The organism is Rhodopirellula sp. SH410 (assembly GCF_055811895.1).
The window spans coordinates 5,812,876-5,825,251 of the sequence record NZ_CM147949.1 but is presented as its reverse complement, the minus strand read 5'-3'; the positions used below and the strand labels follow the sequence as shown (position 1 = coordinate 5,825,251).

At 56.6% G+C, this 12,376-nt stretch carries 16 protein-coding genes; 3 read left to right on the top strand and 13 right to left on the bottom strand.

What is annotated here, in order from left to right:
- Positions 1-22: 22 nt before the first annotated feature.
- The 13 genes from SH410x_RS21320 to SH410x_RS21260 form a co-directional block, all read right to left on the bottom strand.
- Positions 23-1,066, bottom strand: coding sequence for a hypothetical protein (locus SH410x_RS21320; protein ID WP_473670576.1), 1,044 nt, complete (start codon positions 1,064-1,066; stop codon positions 23-25).
- A complete protein-coding gene (locus tag SH410x_RS21315) occupies positions 1,063-1,287 on the bottom strand; it encodes a molybdopterin converting factor (protein WP_146410036.1) in 225 nt (74 codons plus the stop codon). Before SH410x_RS21315 ends, SH410x_RS21320 begins: the two co-directional genes overlap by 4 nt.
- Positions 1,288-1,446: 159 nt before the next feature.
- A complete protein-coding gene (locus SH410x_RS21310; protein ID WP_473670574.1) occupies positions 1,447-1,662 on the bottom strand; it encodes a hypothetical protein in 216 nt (71 codons plus the stop codon).
- A gap of 104 nt (positions 1,663-1,766) precedes the next feature.
- On the bottom strand, positions 1,767-2,027 hold the full coding sequence (locus tag SH410x_RS21305) for a hypothetical protein (RefSeq protein ID WP_473670572.1): 261 nt from the start codon (positions 2,025-2,027) through the stop codon (positions 1,767-1,769).
- The gene (locus tag SH410x_RS21300; protein WP_473670570.1) at positions 2,024-2,968 is read right to left on the bottom strand and encodes a hypothetical protein; all 945 of its coding nucleotides are present in this window, start codon (positions 2,966-2,968) and stop codon (positions 2,024-2,026) included. Before SH410x_RS21300 ends, SH410x_RS21305 begins: the two co-directional genes overlap by 4 nt.
- Before the next feature lie 297 nt (positions 2,969-3,265).
- Positions 3,266-4,750 carry an AAA family ATPase gene (locus SH410x_RS21295; RefSeq protein ID WP_473670568.1) on the bottom strand — a complete coding sequence of 495 codons (1,485 nt, stop codon included), beginning with the start codon at positions 4,748-4,750 and terminating at the stop codon, positions 3,266-3,268.
- 15 nt (positions 4,751-4,765) lie between these two features.
- Positions 4,766-4,957 carry a DUF2997 domain-containing protein gene (locus tag SH410x_RS21290; protein ID WP_473670566.1) on the bottom strand — a complete coding sequence of 64 codons (192 nt, stop codon included), beginning with the start codon at positions 4,955-4,957 and terminating at the stop codon, positions 4,766-4,768.
- Complete coding sequence (locus tag SH410x_RS21285; protein ID WP_473670564.1) at positions 4,957-5,325, bottom strand: DUF1257 domain-containing protein; 369 nt, start codon at positions 5,323-5,325, stop codon at positions 4,957-4,959. The genes SH410x_RS21290 and SH410x_RS21285 overlap by 1 nt, the downstream gene beginning before the upstream one ends.
- A 31-nt stretch (positions 5,326-5,356) precedes the next feature.
- Positions 5,357-5,992: a hypothetical protein gene (locus tag SH410x_RS21280; RefSeq protein WP_473670562.1), complete on the bottom strand. Its 636-nt coding sequence runs from the start codon at positions 5,990-5,992 to the stop codon at positions 5,357-5,359.
- A gap of 969 nt (positions 5,993-6,961) precedes the next feature.
- Positions 6,962-7,768 (bottom strand): hypothetical protein, encoded by an 807-nt coding sequence (locus SH410x_RS21275; protein WP_473670561.1) that lies wholly within the window; start codon positions 7,766-7,768, stop codon positions 6,962-6,964.
- Positions 7,769-7,817: 49 nt separating this feature from the next.
- Positions 7,818-8,273 carry a methyltransferase domain-containing protein gene (locus SH410x_RS21270; protein ID WP_473670559.1) on the bottom strand — a complete coding sequence of 152 codons (456 nt, stop codon included), beginning with the start codon at positions 8,271-8,273 and terminating at the stop codon, positions 7,818-7,820.
- A complete protein-coding gene (locus SH410x_RS21265; RefSeq protein WP_473670557.1) occupies positions 8,251-8,490 on the bottom strand; it encodes a hypothetical protein in 240 nt (79 codons plus the stop codon). Before SH410x_RS21265 ends, SH410x_RS21270 begins: the two co-directional genes overlap by 23 nt.
- 34 nt (positions 8,491-8,524) lie before the next feature.
- A complete protein-coding gene (locus SH410x_RS21260; RefSeq protein ID WP_473670555.1) occupies positions 8,525-8,935 on the bottom strand; it encodes a hypothetical protein in 411 nt (136 codons plus the stop codon).
- A 185-nt stretch (positions 8,936-9,120) separates the two neighbouring features.
- On the opposite strand from SH410x_RS21260, the gene SH410x_RS21255 reads away from it, so the two are divergent.
- From SH410x_RS21255 to SH410x_RS21245, 3 genes are read left to right on the top strand one after another with little or no spacing between them, the layout of a single operon-like run.
- Positions 9,121-10,035: an anti-sigma factor family protein gene (locus SH410x_RS21255; protein WP_473670553.1), complete on the top strand. Its 915-nt coding sequence runs from the start codon at positions 9,121-9,123 to the stop codon at positions 10,033-10,035.
- 9 nt (positions 10,036-10,044) lie between these two features.
- The gene (locus SH410x_RS21250; protein ID WP_473670551.1) at positions 10,045-11,088 is read left to right on the top strand and encodes a heavy metal-binding domain-containing protein; all 1,044 of its coding nucleotides are present in this window, start codon (positions 10,045-10,047) and stop codon (positions 11,086-11,088) included.
- Complete coding sequence (locus tag SH410x_RS21245) at positions 11,052-12,365, top strand: DUF3347 domain-containing protein (protein WP_473670549.1); 1,314 nt, start codon at positions 11,052-11,054, stop codon at positions 12,363-12,365. The genes SH410x_RS21250 and SH410x_RS21245 overlap by 37 nt, the downstream gene beginning before the upstream one ends.
- The last annotated feature ends 11 nt before the right edge of the window (positions 12,366-12,376 follow it).

Here is a 12,376-nt window from a genome sequence, read left to right as displayed (position 1 = left end):
TCCGACCTCCGTATTCCCCAGGTCACGCAGGAACAACAGCTTCGCCCACGCATAGGGCGTGAACCGCAGGCTCTGACGATTCCTCGCTGGGATCCGACGTCGACTCCCCTTCTTCTTCGTTAACGCAATCATCGCATTTGTCCTCCGTCAGACAGTCTTGGCAAAATGGTTTGTTACATCGGTCGCAGCTTGAAATGCAGCTTCCGCAGAATGAGTCTTGGCAGCCTTCGCATTTCGTCATGCAGTCGTCGCAGTGAGTTTCGCTGCAACCGTCACATGAGCACGTACAACCGCTGCAGATCTGGGCGTCACATTGATCACACGAGCAAATGTCGTCTTCATCAACCGTGCTGCCGCAGTCCCGGCACTCGGTGCCCGACCAGTCACCCAGCGTTGTGTAGGCACTGTGTGGGTTGTACGTGTGCAGTACCTGATTCACGATTGTGAAGAAGTCATGCAGTCGTCCTTCGGTCAGAGCCAACTTGATCGGCCCGTGGCCCTCGCCTTCGCACAGTGTTTCAGACTGCACGTGCGGATGAGTCGTCGAATCACAACTCGACGCTGGGTTGGGATCAACTGCGACCACGCGATAGGGACAAGACTGTCCCAGATACTTCAGCTCCAGTTCGATTCGGAACGCACCGAGGTCGGTGTACTCGATCTCGATGGGTTCAGTGGTGACCGCGATGGTTTGCTTCGTAAAGTCAAAATCGCAGGCTGGAAACTCAGCTTCGATCACCAACAGGTCGGCTGTGACATCAGCTAGCGAAATGCTACGTCGTGGAGCCATCGACGCGGCTGCCACATAAATGGCGTCATCGACTTCGCGTTGAAGATCGTTCAGAGCGTCAAGCATACGCTTGCCAAGCGACCGCTCAGCACCGGGATATTGACGTGATCTAGCGACTGATATCAAGCGTTGCCATCGCTTCACCTTATCCGCCGATGGGACTCGAAGCGTCTTTTCCTGCTGTGAGCAATGACGATCAACGGCCGCCTTGACGAGTCCCGCCATCCGCCAAGCACGCTTGACGGTGCGGCGGCTCTGTGGTGTGACGCGACTCACGATGCCGCACCTTCGATCTTGGTTGGTGTGATCGAGACCCGATCTCCTTCGACTAGGATTTGGTCGCTGGAGACAGGCTGGCGGTTGACACGAATCAAGTAGTTCGATTCCCTGCCTTCGCCAATACGCTGATTGAACAGAGATTGCACCGTCGTATCGGCTTCGATATCGATGTGGTTGGCAAATCCGGCTCCGTCGTTGTTGATGAACAGAATCTTCATGGTTTGTGGTTCCTGGGTTTGTTGTGATGGGGATGTGCGGTCGTCGCCGGCGTGTGTTGGTGTCGTCGCCGTCGGGTTCCGCGGGAGACAAAAGAACGACCGGCGACACGTTCAGAGTGCCGCCGGTCGTGGGTTGCAACGGTGAAACCGGTGTTCGGTTTACAACGCTGCAAAATCGAATGATGTGGTCACATCGAAGTCCTCTTGGTGGGCCTCGAACTCGTCCCAGTCGATGACGTGGGGGCCGAGGTGTTCGGCTTCCGGATCGCTGATCGGCTGCGAGGGATTGGCGATCAGAAAGCCGAGACGCTTGATGGTGGAGACAGAGTCGCCGGTGGTACGAGCGATGTTGCGGTACATTTCTGTTTGAAACATGGGCATGGTTCCTGAGTTGGAAGGTGTCAACGAAAAAGCCCTCGTCGATCGGCATGGTGCCAATTCGCGAGGGCTGGGAAAGAATCAAATCGATTGTTGAAGGCTTAACGCGACGCGGGCAAAAGCCAGTGCTCGTTGAGCCATTGAAGTTCGGCATCGAGTGCCTCACTACGGATGTCGAACGGACCGAGCATCGGACCGTCAACGGGTGAAAGGTCGGCCATCCATTGGCCGTCGTCGGTAGGTTCAACGTGCGAACCACGGCGTATATCGATGCTCCCGAGTCTGTGAAGCTCGATCGCTTCGCAGTACACGGTTCGCACAATCCCAGCCGGCGTGATGACCATTTTCATGTCACCGCTCATCGGGGTCGTCGCTGGATATTGCGGCGTGGGCGATCAACCAGAAGTTGATCGAGACCAGCTTGCACCGACGCCATTCGAGTGGAAACACTCTGGCGAAGTTGCTCGCTCGTCCGCAATTCCTGCGGCCCGATTCCATTGACTGCCGCTCGGGCCTGACTGACCAATTGATCGAGTTGTTCGTTCGAACCGATGTTGAGTGATCGGAATCGATCGAAGAATTCGTTCAGGTTCGTCACAGCCGAGTCGCGGAAGACTTTCGGCTTGCCGTCCTCTTGACCAGCGATCCGCTCAGTCAAGTGTTCGACGAGCTTCGCGAGCTCTTCCAAGAACGCTTGCTCGGCAAGCTCGACAGCCTCGACGAAGCGAGACTGCACGCGGCGACATTCCGATTCATAAACTTCCGGGTTGAGCTGCCGCAGGTAGTTGGGCGGCTCGACAGCCGGAAAGTCGTGCGTGATCGCGAATTCATCGACCAGCGTGGCTGGATAGTCACTCACATCGAACAGGTCGCCGAGTCGGTCACGAGCGGCTTCACGCATTTCAGCGAAATGCAGATCGAGTTCGGAAACGGCAACAGCCAACTCATCGCGAAACACTTCCATCTGCGAATCGAAGTCACCGATGGTTTCACGCTTGATGAGCCGCAATCCCGGTTCGGGATAGGGCAGCGACACCGTCTTCCAGTACGACACCGCTCGCGATCGAACCGACGTGACCGCTTTGTACGCGGGATGAGTCGTATCGATCAGCTTCTTCGACGCCGACAGGTATTTCGACTCCGCGTCGAAGGAATCGGCAGCCTGAGTCTTCTGTTCCGACGTCAGCGTCTTGCGGACGCCGAGCCAGTTGAAACTCAGCCTGGCCGCAGCCATCGTTGACCGCAGTCGATCGCTGGAGGTGGTGACGCTTTGGGACGTCGGCTCTTCGAGGACAGTGGACATGTCAAAAATCTCCAAAAGAAAAGCCGGAAGCCGATCGCGATGATCGACTCCCGGCAGGGGTGGCAAAAAACGAGTTGATAGAACAGCTAGCGGTCGCCAGGTGTTCGAGGATTGCTGTCGCAATCTTGGGGACGAATCTACTTCTCGATGCGGCTTTGATGGCCTCCTTCTGGGACGAGCTCAGTGACTTACGAACGCCCAGCCAGTTGACGATCAGCCGGACGGCATCCCACGTGAGGACACCGTCCGGCTAGGTTTAAAATCCGGATTTTAAGAACCGGAATTTAGAAACGGAGTTCAGTTGTTCGACGGTTCTCGATTGACGCGGCGACGAGCCTTTGGAGTCCCGTTGGTCTGCTGATAGATGCCGGAGCGACTGGCCGACAGACATCGACCGCTGGCCCAAGAACGCAACTGTCCCACGGACTCTGACGCAGTCACCGCCACCGGCACGACGTTCTGAGCCGCCTGATTCATAGGCAGATCAAGCAACGCTGCCAGACGGCAGCACGACTTGATCTCGGCCCCAGTCCAGTTGGTGTCATCGGGAGCACTCTGTGCCGAGTCGATTTCATAGAGATCCCGATAAAGCTTCCAAATCGCATCCTTCTCTTCACGACTGGGGAGATCGAGAAAGAACACACCGTCGAAACGCTCGCTGCGACTGAACTCGGGTGGCAGCTTCGAGACGTCGTTCGCTGTGCAAACCACGAACACATCCGACTCGTGATCATTGAGCCACGATAGGAACGTGCCGAACATCCGTGATGCCACGCCTGAGTCTCCACTGCCGTTCATTCCCGCGAATGCCTTTTCGACTTCATCGATCATCGCCACGCAGGGCGCCATCGCATCGATGATCTTCAGTGCCTGGCGAGTGCGTTCCTCCGACTGGCCGACGAGCGAACCCATCAGACTGCCGACATCGATATTCAACACCGGGCGACCGACCTCCTTGCCGAGGGCTTTGCAGAATTGCGACTTGCCGCAGCCCGGTGGTGACAGCAATAAAACGCCCCGCGATCGCTTCAGCGGGTTTCCTCGCTGCGGATGCAGCATGGCCCGCTTGCAGAAAGCCTTGAGTGCCGACAGGCCTCCCAGGCTGCTGAAGTCCTCGCCGCCGCGATACAGCGAAAGCAATCCGCTTTTCTTGAGCGTTTGGGTCTTCATTTCCCAAACCGCATCGGCAGTGATCCGTTCCTGACGGACCAGTGACAAGCTGAAAGCGTTCTCGGCTTCCATGCGAGTCAAGCCAGCCGCGGCGTCGATCACCGTTTGAAGTTCAGAGTCTTTCGGCAATTCCCCCTCTTCAGTGGCGATTCCCCGAGCGATCTCATCGAGTTCCTGGCGGTTGGGCAGGTCATGCTCCATCACGACGAACATCTTTTCGAGTTCCGTCGGGATCTGCACCACCGGCGAAAGCACGACCACGATCGTGCGGTTCTGTTTGCCAGCCACGATCTGACGTGCCAGTGCCTGGACGATCTCAGCGGATTGCAAGAACCGATGAAAGTTCTGCAGCACGAGAATCGCTGTGCCATCAGGCGAGGCGAGAGCGTTGATCGACCGGATCGCGGTCAACGGATCGTTGCCGATCGTGTCCTGTTGCGGTTGATCGGGAACGTTCAGTCCGGTTTCAATGTCCCACGTTGCCAGTTGCCACTGTTGATCGCGGCAGAGCTGAGCGATTTCGGTGAGGGCATCCTGGTGCTCGTGGGACTCGATCCAGATGCCGGTAAAACAGGCTCTCACGTACTCCGTGAGGCGAGTGTTGAGTTTCAAGGTTGATCTCCTTTCTTATTGATGTTGTTGATTGGATTGCTGCTGACTTGCCGATTGATGAAATTCAGCGGTCAGCTGCTCGCTGGTGCGTTGACCAAGTGCCGTTTCGATGAACTGACTGGCCTGACGGCATTGGCTGCCTGTAAAACCCTTGGTCTGAACCTGCGTTTGGCCCGTGGGCGAGACGACGATTTCGATGGTTGGCATCATGCGGCACCTCCCACCGTGACGGTTAACTTGATGGAACCGTCCGCGAGTGACACCTCCGTGACGGTGTGACCCTTCAGGTGAGCTTCCCGTTTCGCCTTCTCGACGGCGTAGCCTTGCAAGAAGCGATCGAGTTGAACCTGCTTGCCCCAGTGGCCGCCGTAGTTGTCGTAACGGGCCTCGCCTGTCTGTGTGTCGAACACAGCCGGGTATCGCCAGCCGGGAAGGTTGACGATCACGCCGGTTGCCTCGCTGCTGAACAGCTTGACCGTGCCCCGCGTGGGTGGATCCAGTTTGAGACGCTGGCAGGCGGAGCCAATTGCGACCTCGTCTCGGACTTCCGTTTTGATTTCCACGATGTGACTCATGGATTGGTTCTCCTTGTGTTGAGTGAAATGGTTAGCGGGGTGGCTCGACGTCATCCGTCGAGTCACCACTGAACAATGCGTGATTGGTTTCCTCGTCGTCGTGTTCCAGAGCTGGACGCCGAGTCATGGGACCGGACAACAGCCTTGGTTCATCCGATGTCATTTCGAGAATGAGCATCTCAGCGACGGCCGCATGGTCCGGTTCCTGCGATTGCATCTGGCGGATCACAAACACCGCGACGACGAGCGGCAGCACGCACGCAACGGTCAGTCCCAAGTTCTGAATCACCGTTGCGATGATGGGATCGCGATGGCGTTGCGATGCGATATCGCGACGATCCTGTTCGAGCTGGTCATGGCCAGAGTAGATGACCGATTGCTGCTCATTGAGCTGCGAAGTCATCGCAGTTTGGGCGGCGATCAGTTCCCGGCGAGCTTCCGCGTCGCTTTTGACCAGTTCCTTCGCCGTTTCCGCGAGTTGATGACTTTCGGCCACGACGGCTTGCGACTGATCAGCGAGCCGATCGTTCTGCTTGCGTTGTTCGGTCATCGATTGTTGAGCGAAGTCAGCAAGCCGTTCGTCAGATGAGTCACTGCACCCTGCGACGCTGAGAATCAGCAGAGCCAGGTACATCACGACGCGTCGAAGATGGTTCATTTGCTTCACGAGGATTTCTCCATTGGGAAAAGACTCGGGCCAGGAGTGACTGCAGAGCACGTCTGAGTCGAATCTCCTTCGCCCAAGCCAGGGTGAGAAGCACGACCAGCACGCTGCTGGCCGCCAGAACGGCAAAAGCCATTGGGTCTCCTTCAAAGTCGATGGGATAGAAACGAAAAAAGCCCCGCAATCCAGGCATCTCTGAGTGAGATGACTGAACGACGGGGCTTTGGCGGGGGTTCCGGGGACTCAGGAAATCTAAGTCTTCCCTATTAATAGTGACACCAATTGGCCAAAGATTCGGGTCAAAACGTGGAAACTCGAGCTGCCTGCCCAAAGTTCTGGATACTCGACAAAAAAAGACACGTTTTCGCGTCCAAAACGGTGTTCTGTCGCCGCGGTAATACGCCGAGGTGGCCAAGACCGAAGCAAGCTTCGCGGCTGGCTGAGTTGCGGAGGTTTGTCCAACCGCCGCGCCGTAGCAGAATTGCCAAGTCGCATCGGTCGAGTTGACCGATGCAGCGAAATATCGGTCCAGTTCATAACCCCGCAGTCGCTGATCCGAATCCGATTCCCACAACTTCTCGGAACGATCAAAGGCGTTTCCGACCCTGATGTGAACAAGGGGTCGACATGGCTCCCATGTCAGCCTTTTTTTTTACGCCGTATTTCGCGGTGCTTGCGAATTCACCGACGCCCGGCCGAGTTCTTCGTTTCTCTGCCCGCGTCATGAATTGGGTAATGGGATCGGCGGTGATTTGGCCTCTCTGGGCGGGATTTCTTTGTTTCTCTGCCGCTCCGGGTTAAGGAATGTCTTAATCGCCCTGACGGTCCCAACGTGAAAAGGGTTTGGCTCGGCAAAACGCTCGCTTTTTGCGAGACTAGTTTTTGCTACCTCCTAAGAAGAGCCGGTCTCTTGGGAGACCGGCCGAGAACGCTGGGTAATGCGGCTTAGAGAAACCAAGAATAGTGTCGCTGCTAGAACGCGGGCGGTGTGACGCCTTTGGCTTTTAAGGCGGCGAGGTATTTGTCTGGCTCGGCGGCTAGCTTTTTGGCGCAGCCGGGGCAGCAGATGTAGACGGCTTTACCGTTCACATTCACTTTGCCGGGGACGCCCATGCCGCCGAGTGGTTCGTCCATCACGGGGCACGTTTTCTGAGCGGCGATCGCGTCGGCGTCGGCGTCGGCGTCGGCGAGCGTCGACTGGAAGACACCTTCGCGGACCTGTTCGCCTTTGGCGGTGTAGTACTCGGTCAGATATTGCTGCGGCGATGCTTCGACTTTCTTCGTGCAGCCGGCACAGCAAACGAACAGCGATTTGTCGCCGATCGAGATCTTGGGTGGCTTGCCCATCGAGCCGAGTGGTTGGCCGCTAACGGGGCACGTGGCTTGAAGGCTGATGAGTAACTCGTCGGATAGTTTGCCACTGGCGAGTTTCCCCATCGCGTGGAAGCCGAGCGGTTCGCTGCCGATGTTTGTGATCTGGACGTTCATGTGCAGCGGCTGATCAGCGACCTTGGAAAGATCCACGCCGACTCCGATGGCGAGGTTGTTCAGTGTCTTGAGTTCGTAGTTGTATTCCTTCTCGCTGTCGCCGACACGCAATTTCAAGGTGCCAGTCGCATCGGGTGCTGCGATCGCTTCGGCGGCATGACCGGCGTGCTGGTGAGCCGCGTGGTCATGGTCAGCGTGGTTGTGCGGTGTGGCCGCTTCTTGGGCAAATACGAACTGGGGTGCTGCCAACAGTGCGGCAGTGCATACGGTTGCGAAGAATTGACGTCTCATGGAATGTTCCGTTGCGGAGGAAATTGGGAGAAAGGCGATCCGTCGTGGGTTAGCTTGTGTGGTGATACACGTGGAAGACAGCCGATCCGTACTCGTAAATCAGGGACTGCTCGAAATACTCGGCGTCGGCCAACAACTCTGGGAACCGAAATTCGTCGATGATCAAACAAAGGTCGCGAGGGTGTTCCTTGAGCGACGACCGGATCATTTCGAGGAAGCGATCGGTAACGGGGTAGTCTAACGGTGAGTAGAGAAAGAAGACGGTTTCGTTTCCGGCCATCTGATAGTCGAGAATATTTGTGCAGGTGACTTTGATCGAATCAGCATTGGGACAGACCTTGCCGAACGCCTCGACGTTTCGCTCCGCGATCCGGCATAACGCGGGCGAGATTTCCAAGTCGAGGACTTGGTCGAATCCGTGTTCCGTAGCGAGCAACAAGACTCGGCCCTTGCCGCATCCAACGTCGACGAACACGCCTTCGTCAGGGAGGTCGACCTTGTCCACGATCTTGCGAAAGTACCTCGCACGCGTTGGCTTGTATTTTACCAGTGTGCTGTTTGTCTTCTTCGCTGATGTCCAGGTCGTTGATTGCGACCTCGGTTCGGGTATCAAGCTTGTAGCGTTTATCGAACGTGTAGTCGTCGATGACGCTCAAGACACTTTGCATCGTCGTTGTCTGTCTCGTGGAGGAAATCTGTTTCAGGAACTCATTCGTGGCCATTGGTACTTTCGGGATTAAGCTTTGTCGTTGCCGGTTACTTCAATTTTGAGAGATATTTGTCGGGGTCGGCGAGCAGTTTTTCCTTGCAGCCGTCACAGCAAATCCACACAGACTTGCCGTTCACATCGACCTTCTCCGGGGCTCCCATCGTGCCGAGCATCTCGTCGCTGACGGGGCACATGTGTTGGGCCATCGCGGACTTGGAGTCTTCCGGCGACAGTTCTTTCAGACCGAGCATCATCTTGGCCATCGGTGAATCGGCATCCATGGCGGCGTGGTCATGGTCGGCGTGTTCGCCGTGGTTATGATCCGAATGGTCATCGGCTGTTTCGCTGGCGGGGGTCGCCGGCGGAATGATGGGATCGGTCTCGGGCTTTTTGCAGCCGTAGAGACCCAGTACGAGTAGACCGCCAAGCAGGACGGGAAGCGATTTTGTCAAACGCATTGGATTTGCCTTTGCAGAGATACGAGGGCGGATGTTCCGTCGAATGTGCGTTTGGATGCGTGGGGCGTGGCTTTCTTCACGACTTGGCGAGAGAATTATCTTTTTCTGCTGAAACCGTGAAGAAATGGACTCGTCGAGCATCCAAAACCACGTCAGCAAAAACGCCCCTGGAGAATGAGCGGGTCATGTCTACGAACGAGTGCCAATCGGTGCAGCCTTTTCTGTCGGCCTACCACGACGGTGAGTTGTCGGCTGCGCAGGTTGCTGTGATCACGAAACACGTCGAATCGTGCTCAGCGTGTTCGTCCGAACTGGAAGCGATCGCATCGCTTGGTTCGATTTTCTATCAGGCTCCCGTCCCGGCGAAACCGGCCGATCTGTGGCAGCGAATTGAACGTGAGCTTCCGACGCCAGCAGAGCCGGTAACACTGTCGCGGAGATTTGGCGTTTGGGTTCGCGAGTCACCGTACGGGGCGGGATTGGTTTCGACGGCGGCGTCCGTTTTGGTGCTGCTGGGTGCGGGACTTTGGTACGGCGGCGACAATAAGCACGACATGGCTGGCAACGGTGGTAAGATGGCGATGCACGGCAGCGACGGGCATACCCACAACAATAAGATGCCAGCCGAGCACATGGCCGAGTTCGCCGGCGTGATGACCGACTATTTGCAGAAATTGCCCAGCGATCCGGACGCTGCGGAAAAGATGCTGCTGTCGAAGTACAGCGGCGAAACCGTCGACTCGGATGGTGCTGTGAGGTTGGTCGGCTATCGACCGATCATCTCAGGCGGATTGCCAGAGGGTTATTCATTGGCGTCGACCAGCGTGTTGAAGATGCCGTGTTGCACGTGCGTGAAAGCGGTTTGCAAACGCAGTGACGGATCGACATTGGTGTTGTTTGAGCACGACGACGAAGACACCGCGTGGTTCGGCGATCGTCCCTCTACGATGGCGATGTGTGGCGACAAGGATTGCTGTCTCGTTGATCTCGATTCCAGCATCGCGGCGACCTGGAAGCAAGGCACACGAAGTGTGACCGCCGTCGGCGTTCGCGATCAAGAAGAAGTGGCGACGCTGGTGAATTGGTTGGACAAGTCTTAAGGAAATCTCATGAACGAACTGATCAAACGACACCGCGGAAAACTCTGGATTGCACAGGCGGTAGCGTTTGTGCTGTTCGGTGTGTTCGTTGCCTCGTGGTTTGGTGGCGGGGAATCAGGCGAGTCGAAAGTCTCTGCGACTTCCGCTACGGGGGAAGCTCAATCCAAGCCTTCGATCTGGACGTGCAGCATGCACCCGCAGATTCGTCGGGACGGTCCAGGCAGTTGTCCGATCTGCGGGATGGACTTGGTGCCAGTCAGGGAATCGGCCGACGGAGTCCGCACGGTTTCGATCAGTTCAGAAATCAAGAGTCTGATGAAGGTGCAAGTCAGTCCCGTGCGTCGGCAATATGTGACGGCCGAAGTTCGCATGGTCGGCAAGATCGACTACGACGAAACTCGCCTCGCACACATCACCGCTTGGGTGCCTGGTCGCTTGGAACGCATGTTCGTTGATTTCACGGGCGTCGAAGTCAACAAGGGCGATCACATGGTGCAAATTTACAGCGAGTCACTTTACACGGCTCAAGAAGAATTGCTTTCCGTGACGAAGCGTGATCGACCGCTGAGTACCTCACGCTTCATCGAACCACTTGATCTTGCCGAATCCGCTCGCGAGAAGCTGCGTTTGCTCGGTTTGACCTCAGAGCAAATTCAGGCCATCGAACAGCGAGGTAAGTCGTCCGAGACCGTAACGATCTATTCACCTGCCGGCGGCGTGGTGGTTGCGAAGAACAAGCAAGAAGGCGACCGTGTTCAAACTGGCGACCGCATCTACACCGTCGCTGACCTGAAGGTCTTATGGGTTCAGATGGATGCTTACGAATCGGACCTGGCTTGGTTGCGGTACGGGCAAGACGTCGAGTTCACGACAGAAGCATATCCCGGCGAGGTGTTCCGCGGCCGAATCGCGTTCATTGACCCAATACTTAACGAGGACACGCGAACCGTGAAGGTTCGAGTCAATGTGCCGAACGAAGATGGTCGCTTGAAGCCGGAAATGTTCGTGGCGCAATCGTGCAGAGCAATATCGCGGCCGGCGGTCGAGTACTGAATGCTTCGCTGGCGGGAAAGTGGATCAGTCCGATGCACCCGGAAATCATCAAGGACCAACCGGGCGATTGTGACATTTGCGGCATGCCGTTGGTGCGAGCCGAGTCGCTTGGCTACGTCACAGCGGAGCCAACGAATGCCGCGAAGCCTTTAATCGTTCCCGTAAAGGCTGTGCTGCTGACTGGAACGCGAGCGATTGTGTACGTCCAGATTCCCGATGCAGAGAAGCCGACATACGCCGGTCGCGAGATCGTGATCGGGCCGCGAGCCGGCGACTTCTACCTAGTGAAGTCCGGGCTCGAAGAAGGCGACTTGGTCGTGACCAACGGCAACTTCAAACTCGATAGTGCGCTGCAGATTTCTGCGAAGCCCTCAATGATGACGCCGCAAGGTGGCGGCGGGGGAGGCCACAACCACGGCGGAATGGAAATGCCTAAGGCAGACGAAGGTGTGAAAATGGACACGAGTCCGATGGAGTTGGCTGCAGCGGTACGTGACGCGATGCAAGGTATTGTTGAGCGATACAAAAGGATTCTAGAAAAGGTCGAAGCGGCGAACCTCGCAGCGATTCGCGAAGGCTACGGTCAACTGGGTAAAAATGTGGAGGCCGTCCCGGCAGACTTGATCGGTCCTCAAATGCGACCGCAGTGGTTCGAGGTTGCGATGCTATTGCGGAACGATGTCACCGAAGGCCGCGAGGTCAATTCCATGCGTGATGCCGATCGGGTGTTCGCGTTGACTCGCCAGCACGTCGATCAGATGAAGGGTCAGTTTCCGTTGCCGATGTCGCATGACGAAATGCAGATGCCAGCGATGGCGACCATGGACGCTCCGCCAGAAGTCGTTGAACAACTCAGTGGTTTTGTCGCTCCTTACTTGCAACTTAGTCAAGCACTCTCGGCCGACGACATGGAAGCGGCGAAGCGAGCAGTCGAACCGTTGCATCGGAGATTGGCCGGCTTGCTGCCGATCGTCTCCAAAGCCAAATCGGTCGAAGTGTGGAGCAAAGAGAAACGCGACTTGTCTGAGATCATTGCACGACTGCAGAAGGCGAACGATCTCGAACCCTTGCGTAGCGGGTTCGCTTTACTGTCCGAGCAGATGTTGAGTCTCGAGCGGATGTTCGGACTGCCGACCGACGAAACCCTCTATGAGCTTCATTGCCCGATGGCCTTCGAGGGTCGCGGTGCGTCGTGGCTTCAATCCGATGACGCGGTTCGCAATCCGTACTACGGCGCTTCGATGCTGAAGTGTGCCGACAAAGTCGAAAAGCTGTAGGCCAAGTAATT

Coding starts and splice junctions, on each gene's coding strand:
- SH410x_RS21315 (WP_146410036.1), bottom strand. CDS start 1,287: ATGAAGATTCTGTTCATCAACAACGACGGAGCCGGATTTGCCAACCAC.
- SH410x_RS21310 (WP_473670574.1), bottom strand. CDS start 1,662: ATGTTTCAAACAGAAATGTACCGCAACATCGCTCGTACCACCGGCGAC.
- SH410x_RS21305 (WP_473670572.1), bottom strand. CDS start 2,027: ATGAGCGGTGACATGAAAATGGTCATCACGCCGGCTGGGATTGTGCGA.
- SH410x_RS21300 (WP_473670570.1), bottom strand. CDS start 2,968: ATGTCCACTGTCCTCGAAGAGCCGACGTCCCAAAGCGTCACCACCTCC.
- SH410x_RS21290 (WP_473670566.1), bottom strand. CDS start 4,957: ATGCCAACCATCGAAATCGTCGTCTCGCCCACGGGCCAAACGCAGGTT.
- SH410x_RS21285 (WP_473670564.1), bottom strand. CDS start 5,325: ATGAGTCACATCGTGGAAATCAAAACGGAAGTCCGAGACGAGGTCGCA.
- SH410x_RS21275 (WP_473670561.1), bottom strand. CDS start 7,768: ATGAGACGTCAATTCTTCGCAACCGTATGCACTGCCGCACTGTTGGCA.
- SH410x_RS21265 (WP_473670557.1), bottom strand. CDS start 8,490: ATGGCCACGAATGAGTTCCTGAAACAGATTTCCTCCACGAGACAGACA.
- SH410x_RS21260 (WP_473670555.1), bottom strand. CDS start 8,935: ATGCGTTTGACAAAATCGCTTCCCGTCCTGCTTGGCGGTCTACTCGTA.
- SH410x_RS21255 (WP_473670553.1), top strand. CDS start 9,121: ATGTCTACGAACGAGTGCCAATCGGTGCAGCCTTTTCTGTCGGCCTAC.
- SH410x_RS21250 (WP_473670551.1), top strand. CDS start 10,045: ATGAACGAACTGATCAAACGACACCGCGGAAAACTCTGGATTGCACAG.